This is a genomic window from Dyella sp. 2RAB6 (assembly GCF_052115385.1).
Classification (GTDB): Bacteria; Pseudomonadota; Gammaproteobacteria; order Xanthomonadales; family Rhodanobacteraceae; genus Dyella_D.
Genome location: NZ_JBFRGP010000002.1, coordinates 15,793 through 35,196, shown reverse-complemented (window position 1 = coordinate 35,196; position 19,404 = coordinate 15,793). Strand labels below are relative to the sequence as shown.

Here is a 19,404-nt window from a genome sequence, read left to right as displayed (position 1 = left end):
AGTCCAAACGGAGCAATGCATAGTGCCTGATCGGCGGCGGTAAAAGCGATCAGCCGTGCTGATCAACCGTGCTGATCAGCCATGCCGATCAAGCATGCCGCGCGGCGAAATCGCGCATGAACTGCACCAGCACCTGCACGGCCTCCAGCGACACTGCGTTGTAGAGCGAGGCGCGCATGCCGCCCAGTGCCTTGTGGCCTTTCAGCGCGAGCAGGCCGGCGGCTTCGGATTCCTTGAGGAAATCCGCGTCCAGCGCGCTGTCGTGCAGGGTGAAGGGCACATTCACGCGCGAACGCGCGGCGATATCGACCGGATTGCGGTAGTAGCCGCCGGAATGGTCGATGGCCTGGTAGAGCAGTTCGGCCTTGTCGTGGTTGCGGCGCGCGATCGCCTCGAGACCGCCCTGCTCCTTCAGCCACTGGAAGGTCAGCCCGGCCAGATACCAGCCCCAGGTATTGGGCGTGTTGAGCATCGAATCGTTGGCCGCGTGATCGGCGTAGCGGAAGATCTTCGCCATCGGACGCGAGGCGCGCTGCAGCAGGTCGCGGCGGATGATCATCACCACCAGGCCGGAGGGGCCGATGTTCTTCTGCGCGCCGGCGTAGATCAGGCCGAAGCGGCTGATATCCAGCGGCTCGGACAGGATGTTGGAGGACATGTCCGCCACCAGCGGCACCTCGCCGACATCCGGCACGCTGTGGTATTCGACGCCGTGGATGGTTTCGTTCGGCGTGTAGTGCACGTAGGCGGCGCGCGGGTCGAGCTGCCAGCTCTCGCGTGGCGGCAGGCTGAGGTAATGCTGGTTCTTGCTGCTCGCCGCGATATTCACCCGCACATACGGCGCCGCTTCGCTGGCGGCCTTCTCGCCCCAGTGGCCGTTGACGATATAGTCGGCGCTGTCGCCCTCGCCGGCCAGGTTCAGCGGAATCTGCGCGAAATGCTGGGTGGCGCCGCCCTGCAGGAATAGCACGGCGTAGTCGGCGGGAATCTTCAGCAGCTCGCGCAGGTCGGCTTCGGCTTGCTCGGCCAGGCCGATAAAGCGCTTGCCGCGATGGGACAGTTCCATCACCGAGGCGCCGCTGCCGTTCCAGTCGAGCAGTTCGCGCTGCGCGCGCTCCAGCACTGCACTGGGAATCGCGGCCGGCCCCGCGCTGAAATTCCAGACCCTGCTCATGCGACGCCTTTTGAAGAGGATAAGCGCCGCATTATGCCGCGCCGCAACAACCCAGCGTCAACCGTAAAAAACAGTTGCTTTAGAAACGAACCAGCAGGATCAAGGCGATGCCCAGGGCCAGCACCGCGGCGGTGACGATCAGCCACCACACCTCGCCGCGCGGGCCGGCATCTTCTTCCGGCAGATGCTCCGGTTCGGGCGGGGGCGGCGGCAGCTCGGGTTCGCGCTCCAGGCCGGGGGCGTCGACCACGAAGCGGTGCATGGCCAGGCCGATCTGGTCGCCTGGATGCAACGCCACCCGCTCGACCGGCGCACCGTTGACGCGCAGCGGATAACGCTCCGAACCCTGCAGCGATTCAAGCCACACCTGCCCGTCCTTCCAGGCCAGCCGAAAAGATGCGGCTTCGCCCTGCGGCAGTTCCAGCGCATAGCGGCCGAGCGGGCCGAATTCCAGCACGCCCTCGACCGGGATCACCCGGCCCGACAGCGGACCGCCCATCGCGCGCAAGGCCACGCCGCAGCGGGCCGAATCCGACTCGACCTCCAGCGCAGCCCGTAGCTCGGGTGACTCGTCGGAGCACAGCAGCATGCGGCAATCGCCCACGCTGAGGATGTCGCCGGCACGCAGCAGGGCCCGTTCGCGCACCGGCCGGGCGTTGACGTAGATGCGATTCCCCTGCGGCAACACCTGCAGCACCCAGCCGCGGCGATCCAGCTGGATGCGCAGATGGTGGCTGCCGGCCTGCCGCTCGGCCAGCACCAGATCGTTGTCGGGCGCGCTGCCGATCCTCAGCAGCGGTTGCTCCCAACGAAAATCTTCGCGGGCCGAATGAGGAAACTCGATGCGCATCTGTGAACCAGTCTAGAGACCGGCGGGACTCTAGCAGATACATGCGTCCGCTCCATGCGGCCGGCGCTGAATGCGCGGACGATCACTGCTCAATGCGCGGCCATCGCCGCTAATATGCGTGGTTTCCCTGCAGGAACCCGCCATGCCCAAGATCGACATCCGCCGCCCGCACCAGCTTTCCATGCCCGAGGCCCGCGCCGTGGTCGAGCAGGTGGCGGCACGCATGCGCGAGAAGTTCGGCATGGAAGGCCAGTGGCAGGGCGACACCCTCAGCTTCCAGCGGCCCGGCGTCAACGGCTCGATCGAGGTGGCTGCGGACGCCATCCAGGTCCGGGCCGAGCTGGGCATGATGCTGGCCCCGCTCAAGGGGATGGTGGAACAGGAGATCCGCCGCAAGCTGGACGAGCACTTCGGCTGATGATTCTTTAACCATCCGTCATTCCATGGCATAATCGCCCGCTTACGCGGCCGCGACGGCTGCTCCCTTACCGACCGGAACGCATGGCCAAAGACGACGTCATCGAAATGGAAGGCACGGTCATGGAGACCCTGCCGAACACCATGTTCCGCGTGCAGCTGGAGAATGGGCACGTGATCACCGCCCACATTTCCGGTCGCATGCGCAAGCATTACATCCGCATCCTCACCGGCGACAAGGTGAAGGTGGAGATGACCCCGTACGATCTGACCAAGGGTCGTATCACCTATCGCATGAAGTGATCTTCCGATGGCCTGCCTGGATAGGCAGGCCATCGGACCAGCCTCACCAGGCCGGGTTCCGAAAACGAAAAGGCCGCGCTCAGCGCGGCCTTTTCTTTCTGCGTTCCCGCATTGCGGCTCAGGTAACCACCGCCGGCAGCTTCTCCGCTTCCTCGGTATCCACCTTCAGCTCGCCTTCGGCCACGCTGAGGCGCACCTTGCCGCCTTCGGACAGCTTGCCGAACAGCAGCTCGTCGGCCAGCGGACGCTTCACCTTCTCCTGGATCACGCGGGCCATCGGGCGCGCGCCCATCTGCGGATCGAAGCCGTGCTCGGCCAGCCAGCGGCGGGCGTCGGCGTCCACGTCCAGCGCCACGTGCTTCTCCGACAGCTGGCTTTCCAGCTCGATCAGGAACTTGTCGACCACCCGCAGGATGTGCTCGAAGTCCAGCGCATTGAACTGGATCACCGCATCCAGGCGGTTGCGGAACTCCGGTGTGAAGGTGCGGCGGATCACTTCCATCGAATCGGTGGTGTGGCTCTGCTTGACGAAGCCGATGCCGCGGCGGGCAGCCTGCTGCGCGCCGGCATTGGTGGTCATCACCACGATCACGTTCTTGAAGTTCGCCTCGCGGCCATTGGTGTCGGTCAGCACGCCGCGGTCCATCACCTGCAGCAGGATGTTGTACACATCCGGATGCGCCTTCTCGATCTCGTCCAGCAGCAGCACCGCATGCGGATGCTTGGTCACCGCCTCGGTCAGCAGGCCGCCCTGGTCGAAGCCGACATAGCCCGGAGGTGCGCCGACCAGGCGCGAGACGGAATGCGCTTCCATGTACTCGGACATGTCGAAGCGGATCATCTCGATGCCCAGCTGCATCGCCAGCTGGCGGGTGACCTCGGTCTTGCCCACGCCGGTCGGGCCGGCGAGCAGGAAGGAGCCGATCGGCTTGGACGGGTCGGCCAGGCCGGAACGCGCCATCTTGATCGACGAGGCCAAGGCCTCGATCGCCGCATCCTGGCCGAACACCACCATCTTGAGGTTGCGCTCGAGGTTGCGCAGCACATCGCGATCCGAGGCGGAAACCTGCTTGGCCGGGATGCGCGCCATCTTGGCCACGATGTATTCGACTTCCGGCACGTCGATCTTGCCGGTGCGCTGGTCGACCGGCAGCAGGCGCTGGCGGGCGCCGGCTTCGTCGATCACGTCGATCGCCTTGTCCGGCAGCAGGCGGTCGGGAATGTGCTTCACCGACAGGTCCACCGCCGCCTTCAGCGACTCGTTGGTGTAAACCACGTTGTGGTGTTCTTCGAAGCGCGAGCGCAGGCCCTTGAGGATCTCGATGCTGTCGGCCACGGTGGGCTCGACCACGTCGATCTTCTGGAAGCGGCGGGCCAGCGCGCGGTCCTTCTCGAAGATGCCGCGGAATTCCTGGAAGGTGGTCGAACCGATGCAACGCAGCTCGCCGGAGGCCAGCATCGGCTTGATCAGGTTCGACGCGTCCATGGTGCCGCCCGAGGCGGAACCGGCGCCGATGATGGTGTGGATCTCGTCGATGAACAGGATCGAGCCCGGCTGCTTCTTGAGCTGGGTGATCACCGCCTTCAGGCGCTTCTCGAAATCGCCGCGGTACTTGGTGCCGGCCACCAGGGCGCCCAGGTCCAGCGACCAGATGGTGGCGTTCTCCAGCACTTCCGGCACGTCGCCGTCGACGATGCGCTTGGCCAGGCCTTCGGCCAGGGCGGTCTTGCCGACGCCGGCCTCGCCCACGTACAGCGGGTTGTTCTTGCGGCGGCGGCACAGCACCTGGATGGTGCGCTCGATCTCGTCCTGGCGGCCGATCAGCGGATCGATCTTGCCTTCCAGCGCCAGCTCGTTGAGGTTGGCGGCGTACTCGCTCAAGGGATTGCCCTTGGAATCGCCGCCCTCCTCGCTCTCGCGGTCGGTGCCCGGCATGCCGCTGGACGGCTCGTCGCCGATCTTGGCGATGCCGTGCGAGATGTAATTGACCACGTCGAGGCGGGTGATCTCCTGCTGGTGCAGGAAGTACACCGCGTGCGAATCCTTCTCGCCGAAGATCGCCACCAGCACGTTGGCGCCGGTGACTTCCTTACGGCCGGAAGACTGCACGTGGTACACGGCCCGCTGCAGCACGCGCTGGAAGCCCAGGGTCGGCTGGGTGTCGCGCTCGTCGCCGTGCGGCAGTACCGGCACGGTCTCGGCGATGATTTTTTCCAGCTCGTGGGTGAGCCGCGGCAGGTCGACCCCGCAGGCGCGCAACGCGCCCAGGGCCGACTGGTTTTCGGTGAGCGCGAGCAGCAGGTGCTCCACCGTCATGAATTCGTGGCGCTGCTCGCGGGCCTGCTTGTAGCACTGGCCGATGGTGACTTCGAGATCCTTGCTGAACATCCGGACCTTCTCCGCTTGGATGGCAGGGCGGCTAGCGCCGCGATGACCACGAAATGGGGGCGCTCACAGCTTTTCCATAGTGCATAGCAAAGGATGCTGATGGGCACGTGAATATTCGTTCACCTGGGTCACCTTGGTTTCGGCCACCTCCCTCGTGAAGACCCCGCACACACCCTTGCCCCGAGTATGCACGTGAAGCATCACCTGCACCGCGCGCTCCTGGTCCAGGCCGAAGAAGCTGCGCAGCACCTCCACCACGAAATCCATGGGGGTGAAATCGTCGTTGAGCAGGACCACCTGGAACAGCGGCGGGCGCGCCACCTCCGGACGGGAGGTTTCCAACGCCAGGCCATGCCCTGTGCCTTGCTCGTGTTCGGGTTCGTGCGCCATGAGTTCCGCTGTCTCGATCTTGTGGCCAGTATACCGCCCGGCCCACGCGATGGTTTCCGCGGTCCGGGATAGCACTTTCAGGTGATGGCACAATGTCGTCTTTTCCAGTGCCGGCTTTACGCGCTATATCCCTGCCCATGAACGATCCCGCTGCCAGCCCTTCTCCCGTGTGGTGTCCCCGCGTCACCGTCGCCTGCGTGGTGGCCGACGGCGGCCGCTATCTGATGGTGGAAGAAGAGGTCAACGGCCGCCTCGTCTATAACCAGCCGGCTGGCCATCTGGACGATGGCGAAAGCCTGGCCAGCGCCGCCGTGCGTGAAACGCTGGAGGAAACCGGCTGGACGGTCGAGCTCGACGCGCTGGTCGGCGTGCACCAGTGGCGCAGCAGCGAGCATGGCCACAGCGTGCTGCGCTTCAGCTTCGCCGCCAGCCCGGTCGGGCACGATCCGGCCCGCCCGCTGGACCAGGGCATCCGCCGCGCCCTGTGGCTGACCCGCGCCGAAGTGGCTGGCCTGGGCGAGCGCCTGCGCAGCCCGCTGGTCCTGCGCAGCATCGACGCCTGGCTGGCCGGCCAGCGCGTGCCGCTGTCGGCGCTGAGCAGCCTGCTGCCCGAGGACCGCTATCCGTGAAAGTGATGCTGGGCATCTCCGGCGGCGTGGATTCCTCGGTCGCCGCCCTGCTGCTGCAACGGGCCGGCCACGAGGTGGAAGGCCTGTTCATGCAGAACTGGGAAGAAGACGAGCGCAGCGGCCCCTGCACAACCGATGCCGACCGCAAGGACGCCGTGGCCGTCTGCGGCCGCCTGGGCCTGCCCTTTCACGCACGAAATTTCGCCGCCGAATACTGGGACGGCGTGTTCGAGCATTTCCTCGCCGAATACCGCGCCGGTCGCACGCCGAACCCGGACGTGCTGTGCAACCGCGAGATCAAGTTCAAGACCTTCCTCGACGAAGCGCACGCCCTCGGTGCACAGAAAATCGCCACCGGCCACTACGCCCGCGTCGATCAGCGCGACGGGCAGTACCGCCTGCTGCGCGCCGTCGATGCGAGCAAGGACCAGACCTATTTCCTGCACGCGCTAGGCCAGCGGCAACTGGCCGCCACGCTGTTCCCGGTCGGCGAGATCGAAAAATCCGCGGTGCGCCGGATGGCGCTGGACGCCGCCCTGCCCACGCATGCCAAGAAGGATTCCACCGGCATCTGCTTTATCGGCGAGCGCGATTTCCGCGAGTTCCTCAGCCAATACATCCCCGCCCGGCCCGGCGACATGCGCACACCCGACGGCGAGCGCATCGGCGAGCACCAGGGCGCGATGTATTACACGCTGGGCCAGCGCAACGGCCTGGGTATCGGCGGCCGCCAGGGCGCCAGCGGCGACGCCTGGTACGTGGTCGGCAAGGACGTGCGCGCCAACCTGCTGTACGTGGCCCAGGGCGGCGAGAACCACTGGCTGCACTCGCGCCGCCTGTATGCCGAAACGCCGACCTGGGTGGCCGGCGCCGCCCCTGCCGGCGAATTCCGCTGCACCGCCAAGACGCGCTACCGCCAGCACGACCAGGCCTGCACCGTGCGCGTCGACGCCGATGGCGTCGAGGTGCTGTTCGACGAAGCCCAGCGCGCCGTCACACCCGGCCAGTCCGTAGTTTTCTACGATGGCGAAGCCTGCCTCGGCGGCGCGGTGATCGCCCGCACCGACGCTCCCTATGGCGGCTGGAACGCCGCCCCTGTCCCCGAAGAGTCCGCACAACGTGTTTGAAACCTATGCCATGACCGAGGAGCGCGTGCTCGCTCTCGCCGGCCTGTTCCAGGCCGCCGCGCTCACCCAGCAGCTGGCCAACGACGGACGCTGCGACGAGAGCGCGTTCGAAAGCAGCGTAAGCAGCGTGTTCCGCATCGACGCCCCCTCGGTGGTCGGCGTCTACGGCAACGTCGGCGGCGTGCGCCTGGGCCTGCGCCAGCTGATCGCGCAGCTGGACGACACCGGCCGCGATACCGGCGTCACCCGCATGGCCGTCACCGTGATGCGGCTGGAGCGCAGCCTGTCGCGCCACCGCCAGCTGCTGGACGATCTGCAGAAGGGCATCGTCGCCGCGCAGCGCCAGGTCGAGCATTTCGGCCAGGACTCCCCGCAGGTGGTCAAGCGCCTGGCCGATCTGTATGCGTCGACCCTGTCCACGCTGAAGCCGCGGGTGATGGTCACCGGCAATCCGCAGCAGCTGCAGCAGCCCAAAGTGGTCGAGAAAGTGCGCGCCAGCCTGCTGGCGGCGGTGCGTTCGGCGGTGCTGTGGCGGCAGACCGGCGGGCGCCAGTGGCAGCTGCTGCTGTACCGGCGCCAGTGCAGCATGCTGGCACGCGGCCTGCTCACCGGGGTGACGCTGGACAATGGCTGATCGCCGCTCAGGCGGCGTCGATCACCTTCAACCCCGGCCGCTGCTTCGCCAGCTTGCGCAGCAGCCCGGCAAAAGCCTGCAAATCCGCCTCCCACGGCGAAGCCTCGCGCCAATACAGCGCGATCTCCCGCCCCGGCACCTGCCCCTTGAACTTGGCCAGGGCCACTTCCGGCATCGAGGCCAGCCGCTCGTGCGCCAGCGCCGGCACCAGGGCGTAGCCGCCGCGCAGGCCGACCAGGGCGGCCAGGCTTTCCAGGCTCACGTCCTGCACATGGCCGCCGCCGAGCACGTCGTCGGCATGGCTTTCCGCCATCAGGGTGGCATCGGCGGCGTCGAGCTGTTCCAAGGTCAGCGTGCGGCGGCCGGCCAGCGGATGGTCGGCGCGCAGCATCACTTCCCACGGCTCGAAGAACAGCGGGCGCATGGCGATGCCGCTGAGCGGCGGAGCCGGCTGCGCCAGCACCGCGTCCAGCTCGCCTTCCTGCAGGCGGCGCAGCAGGCCGCGCGGCTTGCCTTCGGACAGGCTCAGGCGTGCGCCGGGGAAATGCTGCGGAAACGGCGCGATCAGATGCGGCAGCAGATACGGCCCCAAGCTGGCCAGCACGCCCAGCCGCAGCTCGCCACCGAAGGCGGTGTCGCCCGCGCGCGCGGCCTGCTGCAGATGGTCGGCGGCCAGCAGCACCGCGTCGATCTGCTCCAGCAGGCGCTGCCCGCCGGCGGTCGGCACCACGCGGCGGCCGCCGCGCTCGAACAGCGGCGTGCCCAGCGCCTGTTCCACTTTCTGCACCTGGTGCGACAGGCCCGAGGGGCTGATGTGCATGGCGCGCGCCGCGCTGTTGAAGCTGCCATGCCGGCGCACCGCCTGCACCAGGATCAGGTCGCGCAGGGACACGGCCGATAAGTGAGTGGAAATCATCCTGCTGCCTGCACCCCGTCGCCGTGCCCCGCATCGAGGCGGCGCAAAGCATAAACGACGAAGCCCGGCACGGGGCCGGGCTTCGTTCGAGAGCGTATGGCCGGGCCGTAGGTTGGGGTGAGCCGAAGGCGAACCCCAACGGACCTCGCACCGCTAGCGCCACGTTGGGGTTCGCTGCGCTCACCCCAACCTACGCCGGTGTTTCTTAGACGGTGACGGTATCGGCAACATCCTTAAAATCGGCAATCTGATCGAAGTTCATATAGCGATAGATCTTCTCGCCATTCGCATTGATCACCCCGATATCCGCCATGTACTCCTCCTTGGTCGGAATCCGGCCCAGGCGCGAGCAGATCGCCGCCAGTTCCGCCGAACCGAGGTACACATTGGTGTTCTTGCCCAGGCGGTTGGGGAAGTTGCGCGTGCTGGTGGACATCACCGTGGCGCCCTCGCGCACCTGCGCCTGGTTGCCCATGCACAGCGAGCAGCCCGGCATTTCCATGCGCGCGCCAGCGGTGCCGAGCACGCCGTAGTGGCCTTCCTCGGTCAGCTGCTGCTGGTCCATCTTGGTCGGCGGGGCCACCCACAGGCGGGTCGGGATATCGCGCTTGCCTTCCAGCAGCTTCGACGCCGCACGGAAGTGACCGATATTGGTCATGCAGGAACCGATGAACACCTCGTCGATCTTCGCGCCGGCCACGTCGGACAGCGATTTCACGTCGTCCGGGTCGTTCGGGCAGGCCACGATCGGCTCGTGCACGTCGGCCAGGTCGATCTCGATCACCGCGGCGTATTCGGCGTCCGCGTCCGGCTCCAGTAGCTGCGGGTCGGCCAGCCACTCTTCCATCTTCTTGATGCGGCGGGCCAGCGAGCGGGCGTCCTGGTAGCCCTGCGCGATCATGTACTTCAGCAGGGTGATGTTGCTGTTGAGGTATTCGACGATCGGCGCCTGGTCCAGGCGCACCGTGCAGCCGGCGGCGGAGCGCTCGGCCGAGGCGTCGGACAGCTCGAACGCCTGCTCCACCTTGAGGTTGGGCAGGCCTTCGATCTCCAGGATGCGGCCGGAGAAGATGTTCTGCTTGCCCTGCTTGGCGACCGTGAGCAGGCCCTGCTTGATCGCGTACAGCGGGATCGCATTGACCAGGTCGCGCAGCGTCACGCCCGGCTGCAGCTCGCCCTTGAAGCGCACCAGCACCGATTCGGGCATGTCCAGCGGCATCACGCCGGTGGCGGCGGCAAAGGCCACCAAGCCGGAGCCGGCCGGGAAGGAAATGCCGATCGGGAAGCGCGTGTGGCTGTCGCCGCCGGTGCCGACGGTGTCGGGCAGCAGCATGCGGTTGAGCCAGGAGTGGATCACGCCGTCGCCCGGGCGCAGCGCGATGCCGCCGCGGGTGGAGATGAAGGCCGGCAGCTCGTGGTGGGTCTTCACGTCCACCGGCTTCGGGTAGGCCGCGGTGTGGCAGAACGACTGCATCACCAGGTCGGCCGAGAAGCCCAGGCAGGCCAGGTCCTTCAGCTCGTCGCGGGTCATCGGGCCGGTGGTGTCCTGCGAACCGACCGAGGTCATCTTCGGCTCGCAATAGGTGCCCGGACGCACGCCCTCGCCCTCGGCCAGGCCGCAGGCGCGGCCGACCATCTTCTGCGCCAGGGTGTAGCCCTTGCCGGTATCGACCGGGTTCTGCGGCAGGCGGAACAAGCTGGACGGAGCCAGGCCCAGCGCCTCGCGCGCCTTGGCGGTGAGGCCGCGGCCGATGATCAGCGGAATGCGGCCGCCGGCGCGCACTTCGTCGAACAGCACGTCGGACTTCACCTGGAACTCGGCGATCACCGCGCCGTTCTTCAGCGCCTTGCCCTCATACGGACGCAGCTCGACCACGTCGCCCATGTCCATGCCGGAGACATCGAGCTCGATCGGCAGCGCGCCGGCGTCTTCCATGGTGTTGTAGAAGATCGGCGCGATCTTGCTGCCCAGGCACACGCCGCCGAAGCGCTTGTTCGGGATGAAGGGGATGTCCTCGCCGGTCCACCACAGCACCGAGTTGGTGGCGGACTTGCGGCTGGAGCCGGTGCCGACCACGTCGCCCACGTAGGCGACCAGATGGCCCTGCTTCGCCAGGTCCTGGATCTGCTGGATCGGGCCGCGCTTGCCGTCTTCTTCCGGCTGGAACGGCGCGCCTTCGCGCTTGTTCTTCAGCATCGCCAGCGCGTGCAGCGGGATGTCCGGACGGGTGGTGGCGTCGGGGGCCGGCGACAGGTCGTCGGTGTTGGTCTCGCCCGGCACCTTGAACACGGTGATGGTCAGGCTGGCCGGCACTTCCGGACGGCTGGTGAACCATTCGGCGTCGGCCCAGCTCTGCAGCACGGCCTTGGCATGCGCGTTGCCCTTGTCGGCCTTCTCCTTCACGTCGTGGAAGGAGTCGAACATCAGCAGGGTTTTCTTCAGCGCATCGGCGGCGATGCCGCCCATCTGCGCGTCGTCGAGCAGCTCGATCAGCGGATGGATGTTGTAGCCACCCAGCATGGTGCCGAGCAGCTCGGTGGCCTTCTCGCGGCTGAGCAGCGCGCAGGTTTCCTTGCCGAGCGCCACGGCGGCCAGGTACGAGGCCTTGACCTTGGCCGCATCGTCCACGCCGGCCGGCACGCGGTTGCTGATCAGCTCGACCAGGAAGGCTTCCTCGCCGGCGGGCGGATTCTTCAGCAATTCGATCAGGTCGGCGGTCTGCTGGGCGGTCAGCGGCAGCGCGGGGATCCCGAGGGCGGCGCGCTCGGCGACGTGTTGGCGATAGGCGTTGAGCATGTGGTTCTCGTCCGTTGGCGTGGCGGGAAGCAACGATGCCGGAGCTGGCGAGGAGGCCGCGAAGCCCGTCCCGAAGCCGCTTCCGAAGGTCGTTTCAGCCGCTTATTTTGCCAGCCGCACGGCATGCGCCGCAACGCAAGACGTTGTTTCCGCCTGCGTTCGATATCTTGCAATGACGGCAACGGCAAATCGCCCGCCCGCTAACTTGCGCGTAGCGCGGTTTGCCTCAAACTCCCCGGGATCGGCGAAGTGGACGGCCGATTTGCGCCTCCCGCTCACGCCGGCTGCTCCAGGATCCCCCCGCGACGCCCCTTGCGCCGCAGACCCAAGCAACAGGAGTTCAACCCATGCTGGATTCATTCGCCACCCGCGACACCCTCAAGGTCAACGGCAGCTCGTACCAGTTCGCCAGCCTCGCCAGGCTCGGCCAGCGCTTCGACATCAAGTACCTGCCCTACTCGATGAAGATCCTGCTGGAGAACCTGTTGCGCCACGAGGACGGCGTCAACGTCACCGCCAGGGAAATCGAGGCGGTCGCCCGCTGGAACCCCAAGGCGGAACCGGACACCGAAATCGCCTTCATGCCCGCGCGCGTGGTGCTGCAGGACTTCACCGGCGTGCCCTGCGTGGTCGACCTGGCAGCGATGCGCGACGCGGTGGTCAAGCTCGGCGGCGACGCCAAGCAGATCAACCCGCTGGCGCCGGCCGAACTGGTCATCGACCATTCGGTGCAGGTGGACGTGTACGGTTCGGAATCCGCGCTGGAGCAGAACGTGGCGATCGAATTCCAGCGCAACCAGGAGCGCTACGCGTTCCTGCGCTGGGGCCAGAAGGCCTTCGACAACTTCAAGGTGGTGCCGCCGCGCACCGGCATCGTGCACCAGGTGAACCTGGAATATCTCGGCCGCGTGGTGTTCACCGGCGAGAAGGACGGCCAGCCGTGGGCGTATCCGGACACCGTGTTCGGCACCGACTCGCACACCACCATGATCAACGGCGTCGGCGTGCTGGGCTGGGGCGTCGGCGGCATCGAAGCCGAGGCGGCCATGCTGGGCCAGCCTTCGTCGATGCTGATTCCGCAAGTAGTGGGCTTCAAGCTCAGCGGCAGGCTGCCCGAGGGCGTCACCGCCACCGACCTGGTGCTCACCGTCACCCAGATGCTGCGCAAGCTCGGCGTGGTGGGCAAGTTCGTCGAGTTCTTCGGCCCGGGCCTGAAGCATCTGGCGCTGGCCGACCGCGCCACCATCGGCAATATGGCGCCGGAGTACGGCGCCACCTGCGGCATCTTCCCGATCGACCAGGAAGCGCTGAACTACCTGCACCTGTCCGGCCGCAGCGAAGAGCACATCGGACTGGTCAAGGCCTACGCGCAGGCACAGGGCCTGTGGCACGACGAAAACACGCCGCACGCGCAGTTCACCACCACGCTGGAACTGGACCTGGGCGACGTGCGTCCCTCGCTGGCCGGCCCCAAGCGCCCGCAGGACCGCGTGCTGCTGGAGGATGTGGAGCGCAGCTTCCGCGACGCGCTCGGCCCGCTCACCGCCAACCGCCGTCCGCGCAATGGCGATACCTCGAACTTCATCAATGAAGGCGGCTCCGCCGCGATCGGCAATCCGGCCAATGCGGTGTCCGAGAGCGGCGTACTGGTGGAGAAGGACGGCGAGAATTTCCGCCTGTCCGACGGCGCCGTGGTGATCGCCGCGATCACCTCCTGCACCAATACCTCCAACCCCGCCGTGATGCTCGGCGCCGGCCTGCTGGCGAAGAAAGCCGCGGCCAAGGGCTTGAAGGCGCAGCCGTGGGTGAAGACCTCGCTCGGGCCGGGCTCCAAGGTGGTCACCGATTACCTCGAGCAGACCGGCCTGTTGAAGGAACTGGAGAAGGTCGGCTTCTACGTGGTCGGCTACGGCTGCACCACCTGCATCGGCAACTCCGGTCCGCTGCCGGCGGAAATCAGCAAGGGCATCGCCGAGGGCGATCTGGCGGTGGCTTCGGTGCTGTCGGGCAACCGCAACTTCGAAGGCCGAGTGCATCCCGAAGTGAAGATGAACTACCTCGCCTCGCCGCCGCTGGTGGTGGCCTATGCACTGGCCGGTTCGCTCGACGTGGACCTGAGCAAGGACCCGCTCGGCACCGGCAGCGACGGCAAGCCGGTGTACTTGAAGGACATCTGGCCGAGCAACCAGGAGATCTCCGACACCATCGCCGGCGCGATCAATCCGGCCATGTTCGCCAAGAACTACGCCGACGTGTTCAAGGGCGACGAGCGCTGGAATCACATCGCCTCGCCGGACGGCTCGGTCTACCAGTGGGGCGATTCCACCTACATCAAGAACCCGCCCTACTTCGACGGCATGACGCGCGAACCCGGCACGGTGGAAGACATCCACGGCGCCCGCGTGCTGGGCCTGTTCGGCGACTCCATCACCACCGACCACATCTCGCCGGCCGGTTCGATCAAGAAGGACAGCCCGGCGGGCCGCTTCCTGATCGGCAAGGGTGTGGAGCCGAAGGACTTCAACTCCTACGGCTCGCGCCGCGGCAACGACGACGTGATGGTGCGCGGCACCTTCGCCAATATCCGCATCAAGAACCTGATGCTGGACGGCGTCGAAGGCGGCTACACCCTGCACGTGCCCAGCGGCGAGCAGCTGGCGATCTACGACGCGGCGATGAAGTACAAGGCCGAGCACACGCCGCTGGTGGTGCTGGCCGGCAAGGAATACGGCACCGGTTCCTCGCGCGACTGGGCAGCCAAGGGCACCTTGCTGCTGGGGGTAAAGGCGGTGATCGCCGAGAGCTTCGAGCGTATCCACCGCTCCAACCTGGTCGGCATGGGCGTGCTGCCCTGCCAGTTCGAAGACGGCCAGAGCGCGCAGTCGCTGGGGCTGACCGGCAAGGAAACCTTCGACATCACCGGCCTCGCCGGCGGCGAGTCGAAGCAGGCCAAGGTCACCGCCACCGCGGCCGACGGCAGCAAGAAGGAGTTCACGGTGAAGGTGCTGCTGCTGACGCCGAAGGAGCGGGAGTTCTTCCGCCACGGCGGGATTCTGCAGTACGTGCTGCGGCAGTTGGCCAGTAAGAAAGCGGCCTGAGCGTTCTCAGTCCTCACGTTCGAATCCTTCTCCCTCCGGGAGAAGGTGGCGGCAGCCGGATGAGGGTACGGGCGAAGCGCAACGCCTCGCTCCGCCCGTACCCTCACCCCAACCCCTCTCCCGACGGGAGAGGGGCTCAACGTTGCAGCACTACAGCTGCTGCTCCCAGCTCGCAGTAAAACAACGCCATTCGCGCCCTTCCCTGCGCCAGCCCGTCTCCACCTTGAACATGCCCAGCTCCGCCGGGAACAGCTTGCCGCCGCTGCCCAGGGTGACGGTGAAGCGGGCGACGTAGCGGTCGCCGCGCGGTTCCACCTCGACCGGGCCGAGCACGGCGTGCACGGTCTCGCCGCGGAACTTCGCCAGGCGCAGCAGATTGGCCAGGTCCTTGCTGCTCATCGCGCCGCCATTACCGTCGAAGTCGTCGGTCAACACGCCGGTCAACGCGCCGGCATCCACTTCGGTCGCGGCCGTGCGCGCGGCCTCGATCGACTGGCGGATGCGCACCTCGTCGGGCGCGCGCCGGCAGCCGGCCAGCGCCGTCGCCAGCAGCGCGAAAAACAGCAGGAAAACAAGCTTCCACATCGACCGGCCACCCCTCGAAAAACCCGCTGCAACGCGGCTTGCCGCTGTACGCGGGCGTATGCTCCAATGCCTGGTGACCATGATGCCTTACGCGCGCGCCGCGGTGGCATTCGATACCAGGAGCAGGGATAAACATGAGCAACGAGCGTCCGTGGCTGGCTAACTATCCGGAAGGCGTACCCGCGCAGATCGACCTCAACGCCTACGCCTCCGTCGCCGCGGTGCTGGAGGAAGCCTTCTCGAAGTTCCGCGACCGCCCTGCCTTCCACAACTTCGGCAAGGAGCTGAGCTACGGACAGATCGATGAACTGAGCCGCCAGTTCGCCGGCTATCTCACCGGCGTGCTGAAACTGGGCAAGGGCGATCGCATCGCGATCATGATGCCCAACGTGCTGCAGTACCCCATCGCGCTGTTCGGCGCGCTGCGCGCCGGCCTGGTGGTGGTCAACACCAATCCGCTGTACACCGCGCGGGAACTGAAGCATCAGCTCGAAGACGCCGGCGCGAAGGCGATCGTGGTGATGGACAACTTCGGCGCCACCGTGCAGCAGGTGGTGGCGGAAACCCACGTCAAGCACATCATCACCACCGGCCTCGGCGACCTGCTCGGCCTGAAGGGCAAGGTGATGAACCTGGTGGTGAAGTACGTCAAGAAGATGGTGCCCGACTATCACCTGCCGCAGGCCGTGCGCTTCCGCGACGCGCTCGAGCAGGGCGCCGCGCATCCGGTGCCGAAGGTGGAACTGGGCCACGACGACCTGGCCTTCCTGCAATACACCGGCGGCACCACCGGTGTGGCCAAGGGCGCCATGCTCTCGCACGGCAACATGGTGGCGAACATGTTGCAGGCCGGCGCCTGGATCGGCACCAATGCCAAGGCGGGCGAAGAGGTGATCATCACCGCGCTGCCGCTGTATCACATCTTTTCGCTGACCGCGAACGGCCTGGTGTTCACGCGCCTGGGCGGGCTGAACTGGCTGATCACCAATCCGCGCGACATGCCCGGCTTCGTCAAGGAACTGAAGAAGTCGCGCTTCACCGCGCTGACCGGCGTCAACACGCTGTTCAACGGCCTGCTCAACACGCCGGGCTTCGATCAGGTGGACTTCTCGCATCTGCACCTGAGCCTCGGCGGCGGCATGGCCGTGCAGCGCGCCGTGGCCGAGCGCTGGAAGAAAGTGACCGGCGTGACCCTGGCCGAAGCCTACGGCCTGACCGAGACCTCGCCCGCCGCCTGCATCAACCCGCTGGACCTGAAGGACTACAACGCCTCGATCGGCCTGCCGATCCCGTCCACCGACGTGGCGATCTGGTCCGAGGAAGGCCAGCCGCTGTCGTTCGGCGAAGTCGGCGAGCTGATGGTGAAGGGTCCGCAGGTGATGCAGGGCTACTGGCAGCGCCCCGACGAGACCGCCAAGGTGCTCGGCGCGGACGGCTGGCTGCATACCGGCGACATCGCGCGCATGGACGAGAACGGCTACGTCTATATCGTCGACCGCAAGAAGGACATGATCCTGGTGTCCGGCTTCAACGTGTATCCGAACGAGGTCGAGGACATCGTGATGACCCACCCGGGCGTGGCCGAAGTCGCCGCCGTGGGTGTGCCGGACGAGCATTCCGGCGAGGTGGTGAAGCTGTTCGTGGTGCGCAAGGACCCGAACCTCACGGCGGAAGCGCTCAAGGAGTTCTGCCGCGCCAACCTCACCGGCTACAAGCGGCCCAAGCTGATCGAGTTCCGCGATTCGCTGCCCAAGAGCAACGTGGGCAAGATCCTCCGCCGCGAACTGCGCGACGAGAAGAAGAGCACCGCCTCCGCGGCCTGAACGCAACGAGAGCCTGCCCGGCCCAGGGATGGTCGGACAGGCTCCGGGTTACGCCACCCGCGGTGCGCACCGCGGGGTCTTGCAAGCGGACGCCGCGACGAATCAATCGTCGTGCCACGTCTCCAGGATGTCGGCGTAGCCGCCCAGCAGGTTCCACAAGGGCACCTGCTTGTCCTCCGGTATGCGCGTGTACGCGAAACCGATATGCCGGTCCGAGATGCGCTTCACCTGGGCCTCCAGGTGGATATGCAGGTCGTGACCGAAAATCATGTCCAGCATCCAGCTCTGTCCCACTTCCCCTTGCCACCCCAGCGGGCGGCGCAGCAGCGCGCCCGTCGCCGAGATGTCCACCAGTTCGGTCGGCTGTGACTGGCTGCCTCGGCTCATCAGCACGGTCGTCTCGATGCGCATCCGCGCGGGGCGCAGTTGCTCCGGACCATCGTTTTGGTGCTTGCCGTCGGCTCTGGTCATGCCTTTCCCTCCCGATCCCCGCTGCTGTGCAGCGTCATCCAACTTATTCGCGGCGGGCACTCGTGCCCGTGAAATGGAGCTGCATCCCCGCCGCGCATGCGGCCCATCCCCGCGCGTATCAAACTGCTCTCACCGAGGCGTAAAGCAAGCGTCGTGCCACGTCGTAATTATCTGCCGTTGGCGCGCCAGGATTGGTGCAGCGGGCCGGATTCGGCCATTTCCAGCCGTTCAAGGCCTGATTTGAAGCGGCACTGCGCGGCGATCAGCTGCTCATCATCCACTGAAGCCAGTGCCCGGGTCAGACGCGCCGGGTCACATGCTGCCCCTGCGCCGATCGTGCGCGGCCTCGCCGACATCCATCATCGAGCGTCCACAAGCGTGCATCCGGCGCATGCTGCCGATGCACGCTTGTGGCCGGTAGGCCGTACGCATACTGGACTTGGCGGCATGCAGCCGTTAACCTTGATCGCACGTGGGTTACAGGGTGCGCCTGCCGATCGAGCCAGACGCCGCCGGAACACCCGCCCGACACTCAGCCGACCTCCTGTTCACGCCGTGGCGCAATGCATCGCGCGATCTGGCTTGGGCTTGGCCGTGGATCGCCTCCCGGTTCGGCATGCAGGAATGGCTCACGGCCAGCTTGACCGATACCGCCGCAGGCGCGGTTTCGTCATGCACCGCCGCGACGGACGCCAGCCGCGCCCGTGGTGATCGAGCCTGAAGGAGTTTCACGGGTGAGCGCCGGATGGCCGCCGCCCGAGAGCGGGGGACAGCCCCAGCGAATGCCGGTGGAATCGAACGCTTCCGAACCAAAGAACGCACTGCAAGCCGTCATGGGCGGCCCAACGACATGCATTGATGAGCACTGAGCCAGTCGAGCCTCAGCCGGTGACAGCACCGCAGGACGCTTTTGCGTCGGTACCGCAACAGCAGGAAATGCCGCTGGCCATCGTGCGCGGCGAACCCGTGCTGCAGATGCCGCAGGACCTGTACATCCCGCCGGACGCGCTGGAAGTCATCCTGGAGGCGTTCGAAGGCCCGCTGGACCTGCTGCTGTACCTGATCCGCCGGCAGAACCTGGACATCCTGGACATCCCGATCGCCGAGATCACCCGGCAGTATCTGGAATACATCGACATGATGCAGGACATGCGGCTGGAGCTGGCCGCCGAATACCTGCTGATGGCCGCGATCCTGGCCGAGATCAAGTCGCGGCTGCTGCTGCCGCGGCCGCCGGTGGAGGAAGGGGTCGAGGAAGATCCGCGCGCCGAGCTGGTGCGCAGGCTGCAGGAATACGAGCGCTTCAAGCGTGCGGCGGAGGACATCGACGCCCTGCCCCGCGTGGAACGCGACACGGTAGTCGTGCACGCCGACAGCGGCGAGCGCACCGTGATCAAGCTGCCGCCGCCGCTGGACCTGAAGGAACTGCTGCTGGCGCTGAAGGACGTGCTGCACCGCGCCGAACTGTTCGGACATCACGCCATCCGGCGCGAGGCGCTCAGCGTGCGCCAGCGCATGGGCGAGCTGCTCGGCAAGCTCGGCGACGGCAGCTTTCATCGCTTCGACACGCTGTTCGACCCGAACGAAGGCCGGCTCGGCGTGGTGGTCACCTTCCTGGCCATGCTGGAACTGGCCAAGGAAATGCTGGTGGAAATCGTGCAGGAGGAGCCACTGGCTCCGATCTATGTGAAGGCAAAGGTCACCCAGGCCGAGGAATCGATCGACGCCGACGCGCCCGTCCAGGCCTCGGCCGCCGATTGACCCCGAACCCATCCAGACACTCTCAACCGAGCATCCTCAA

Annotated in this window: 16 protein-coding genes; 8 read left to right on the top strand and 8 right to left on the bottom strand. The window is 66.6% G+C overall.

What is annotated here, in order from left to right:
• Positions 1 to 88: 88 nt before the first annotated feature.
• Complete coding sequence (gene serC, locus AB4083_RS04190) at positions 89 to 1,174, bottom strand: 3-phosphoserine/phosphohydroxythreonine transaminase (RefSeq protein WP_441606503.1); 1,086 nt, start codon at positions 1,172 to 1,174, stop codon at positions 89 to 91.
• 79 nt (positions 1,175 to 1,253) lie between these two features.
• A complete protein-coding gene (locus tag AB4083_RS04185) occupies positions 1,254 to 2,024 on the bottom strand; it encodes an FHA domain-containing protein (RefSeq protein ID WP_441606502.1) in 771 nt (256 codons plus the stop codon).
• Between the two features lie 142 nt (positions 2,025 to 2,166).
• Between AB4083_RS04185 and AB4083_RS04180 the strand changes: the two genes are divergently transcribed.
• Positions 2,167 to 2,442 carry a polyhydroxyalkanoic acid system family protein gene (locus AB4083_RS04180; protein WP_441606501.1) on the top strand — a complete coding sequence of 92 codons (276 nt, stop codon included), beginning with the start codon at positions 2,167 to 2,169 and terminating at the stop codon, positions 2,440 to 2,442.
• An 83-nt stretch (positions 2,443 to 2,525) separates the two neighbouring features.
• Positions 2,526 to 2,744 (top strand): translation initiation factor IF-1, encoded by a 219-nt coding sequence (gene infA, locus AB4083_RS04175; protein ID WP_026636496.1) that lies wholly within the window; start codon positions 2,526 to 2,528, stop codon positions 2,742 to 2,744.
• Positions 2,745 to 2,862: 118 nt separating this feature from the next.
• On the opposite strand, the gene clpA is transcribed toward infA, so the two are convergent.
• On the bottom strand, positions 2,863 to 5,133 hold the full coding sequence (gene clpA, locus AB4083_RS04170) for an ATP-dependent Clp protease ATP-binding subunit ClpA (protein WP_441606500.1): 2,271 nt from the start codon (positions 5,131 to 5,133) through the stop codon (positions 2,863 to 2,865).
• A gap of 63 nt (positions 5,134 to 5,196) precedes the next feature.
• Positions 5,197 to 5,523, bottom strand: a complete 327-nt coding sequence (clpS, locus tag AB4083_RS04165; protein ID WP_311838703.1) for an ATP-dependent Clp protease adapter ClpS — start codon at positions 5,521 to 5,523, stop codon at positions 5,197 to 5,199.
• 137 nt (positions 5,524 to 5,660) lie between these two features.
• On the opposite strand from clpS, the gene AB4083_RS04160 reads away from it, so the two are divergent.
• Genes AB4083_RS04160 through hflD form a run of 3 tightly spaced genes read left to right on the top strand, consistent with a single transcriptional unit; the run spans position 5,661 to position 7,913 of the window.
• The gene (locus tag AB4083_RS04160) at positions 5,661 to 6,152 is read left to right on the top strand and encodes an NUDIX hydrolase (protein ID WP_441606499.1); all 492 of its coding nucleotides are present in this window, start codon (positions 5,661 to 5,663) and stop codon (positions 6,150 to 6,152) included.
• 5 nt (positions 6,153 to 6,157) lie between these two features.
• On the top strand, positions 6,158 to 7,279 hold the full coding sequence (gene mnmA, locus AB4083_RS04155; protein WP_441606826.1) for a tRNA 2-thiouridine(34) synthase MnmA: 1,122 nt from the start codon (positions 6,158 to 6,160) through the stop codon (positions 7,277 to 7,279).
• A 10-nt stretch (positions 7,280 to 7,289) separates the two neighbouring features.
• Positions 7,290 to 7,913, top strand: coding sequence for a high frequency lysogenization protein HflD (gene hflD / locus AB4083_RS04150; RefSeq protein ID WP_441606825.1), 624 nt, complete (start codon positions 7,290 to 7,292; stop codon positions 7,911 to 7,913).
• A gap of 7 nt (positions 7,914 to 7,920) precedes the next feature.
• Here hflD and AB4083_RS04145 read toward each other — a convergent pair whose 3' ends face one another.
• Entirely contained in the window at positions 7,921 to 8,829 is a 909-nt protein-coding gene (locus AB4083_RS04145) for a LysR family transcriptional regulator (RefSeq protein ID WP_441606498.1), read from the bottom strand.
• A 205-nt stretch (positions 8,830 to 9,034) separates the two neighbouring features.
• Positions 9,035 to 11,626, bottom strand: coding sequence for a bifunctional aconitate hydratase 2/2-methylisocitrate dehydratase (gene acnB / locus AB4083_RS04140; RefSeq protein ID WP_441606497.1), 2,592 nt, complete (start codon positions 11,624 to 11,626; stop codon positions 9,035 to 9,037).
• 347 nt (positions 11,627 to 11,973) lie between these two features.
• Here acnB and acnA point away from each other — a divergent pair, with 347 nt between their 5' ends.
• Positions 11,974 to 14,724, top strand: a complete 2,751-nt coding sequence (gene acnA, locus AB4083_RS04135) for an aconitate hydratase AcnA (protein ID WP_441606496.1) — start codon at positions 11,974 to 11,976, stop codon at positions 14,722 to 14,724.
• Between the two features lie 150 nt (positions 14,725 to 14,874).
• Here acnA and AB4083_RS04130 read toward each other — a convergent pair whose 3' ends face one another.
• Positions 14,875 to 15,309 carry a hypothetical protein gene (locus AB4083_RS04130; RefSeq protein ID WP_441606495.1) on the bottom strand — a complete coding sequence of 145 codons (435 nt, stop codon included), beginning with the start codon at positions 15,307 to 15,309 and terminating at the stop codon, positions 14,875 to 14,877.
• 134 nt (positions 15,310 to 15,443) lie between these two features.
• On the opposite strand from AB4083_RS04130, the gene AB4083_RS04125 reads away from it, so the two are divergent.
• On the top strand, positions 15,444 to 17,132 hold the full coding sequence (locus tag AB4083_RS04125; protein WP_441606494.1) for an AMP-binding protein: 1,689 nt from the start codon (positions 15,444 to 15,446) through the stop codon (positions 17,130 to 17,132).
• A 102-nt stretch (positions 17,133 to 17,234) separates the two neighbouring features.
• Here AB4083_RS04125 and AB4083_RS04120 read toward each other — a convergent pair whose 3' ends face one another.
• The gene (locus AB4083_RS04120) at positions 17,235 to 17,603 is read right to left on the bottom strand and encodes a PilZ domain-containing protein (protein WP_441606493.1); all 369 of its coding nucleotides are present in this window, start codon (positions 17,601 to 17,603) and stop codon (positions 17,235 to 17,237) included.
• Between the two features lie 858 nt (positions 17,604 to 18,461).
• Here AB4083_RS04120 and AB4083_RS04115 point away from each other — a divergent pair.
• On the top strand, positions 18,462 to 19,364 hold the full coding sequence (locus tag AB4083_RS04115; protein ID WP_441606492.1) for a segregation and condensation protein A: 903 nt from the start codon (positions 18,462 to 18,464) through the stop codon (positions 19,362 to 19,364).
• Positions 19,365 to 19,404: the final 40 nt, after the last annotated feature.

Bases quoted from the DNA above. Each gene is read 5' to 3' on its own strand.
- serC (WP_441606503.1), bottom strand. From the start codon at position 1,174: ATGAGCAGGGTCTGGAATTTCAGCGCGGGGCCGGCCGCGATTCCCAGT.
- AB4083_RS04185 (WP_441606502.1), bottom strand. From the start codon at position 2,024: ATGCGCATCGAGTTTCCTCATTCGGCCCGCGAAGATTTTCGTTGGGAG.
- AB4083_RS04180 (WP_441606501.1), top strand. From the start codon at position 2,167: ATGCCCAAGATCGACATCCGCCGCCCGCACCAGCTTTCCATGCCCGAG.
- infA (WP_026636496.1), top strand. From the start codon at position 2,526: ATGGCCAAAGACGACGTCATCGAAATGGAAGGCACGGTCATGGAGACC.
- clpA (WP_441606500.1), bottom strand. From the start codon at position 5,133: ATGTTCAGCAAGGATCTCGAAGTCACCATCGGCCAGTGCTACAAGCAG.
- clpS (WP_311838703.1), bottom strand. From the start codon at position 5,523: ATGGCGCACGAACCCGAACACGAGCAAGGCACAGGGCATGGCCTGGCG.
- AB4083_RS04160 (WP_441606499.1), top strand. From the start codon at position 5,661: ATGAACGATCCCGCTGCCAGCCCTTCTCCCGTGTGGTGTCCCCGCGTC.
- mnmA (WP_441606826.1), top strand. From the start codon at position 6,158: ATGCTGGGCATCTCCGGCGGCGTGGATTCCTCGGTCGCCGCCCTGCTG.
- hflD (WP_441606825.1), top strand. From the start codon at position 7,290: ATGACCGAGGAGCGCGTGCTCGCTCTCGCCGGCCTGTTCCAGGCCGCC.
- AB4083_RS04145 (WP_441606498.1), bottom strand. From the start codon at position 8,829: ATGATTTCCACTCACTTATCGGCCGTGTCCCTGCGCGACCTGATCCTG.
- acnB (WP_441606497.1), bottom strand. From the start codon at position 11,626: ATGCTCAACGCCTATCGCCAACACGTCGCCGAGCGCGCCGCCCTCGGG.
- acnA (WP_441606496.1), top strand. From the start codon at position 11,974: ATGCTGGATTCATTCGCCACCCGCGACACCCTCAAGGTCAACGGCAGC.
- AB4083_RS04130 (WP_441606495.1), bottom strand. From the start codon at position 15,309: ATGTGGAAGCTTGTTTTCCTGCTGTTTTTCGCGCTGCTGGCGACGGCG.
- AB4083_RS04125 (WP_441606494.1), top strand. From the start codon at position 15,444: ATGAGCAACGAGCGTCCGTGGCTGGCTAACTATCCGGAAGGCGTACCC.
- AB4083_RS04120 (WP_441606493.1), bottom strand. From the start codon at position 17,603: ATGACCAGAGCCGACGGCAAGCACCAAAACGATGGTCCGGAGCAACTG.
- AB4083_RS04115 (WP_441606492.1), top strand. From the start codon at position 18,462: ATGAGCACTGAGCCAGTCGAGCCTCAGCCGGTGACAGCACCGCAGGAC.